This is a genomic window from Leifsonia sp. SIMBA_070 (genome assembly GCF_046534635.1).
Lineage (GTDB): Bacteria > Actinomycetota > Actinomycetes > Actinomycetales > Microbacteriaceae > Leifsonia.
In genome coordinates this window covers 1-248 of record NZ_JAWRYK010000704.1, presented here as the reverse complement: position 1 = coordinate 248, position 248 = coordinate 1, and the positions used below count along the sequence as shown (strand labels likewise).

The 248-nt window shown below is 79.4% G+C and carries 1 pseudogene; it reads left to right on the top strand.

What is annotated here, in order from left to right:
- Positions 1-248: pseudogene (locus SB754_RS22060) on the top strand (sodium:proton antiporter); the annotation flags it as partial.

Genomic DNA, 248 nt, shown 5'->3' with positions numbered 1-248 from the left:
GTGCTGGACCTGTTCGGCTCCGGTGGCGGCGCGGAGGTCGCCCGGAGGCTGTCGGCCGGGCAGGACGAGGAGGGTCCGCTGCTCGCCAGCGTGCCGCTCAGCATCCCGCTTCGCGCCGGCGGCGACACGGGGGCGCCGAGCGTGGTGACCGACCCCGCCGATCCGGCCGCGGTGGCGATCCGTGCGGTGCCGGGGCGGCTGGCGCCGCGCAGCCGCGGCCTGGCCGGCCGCAAGCTCGGCCTCTCCGT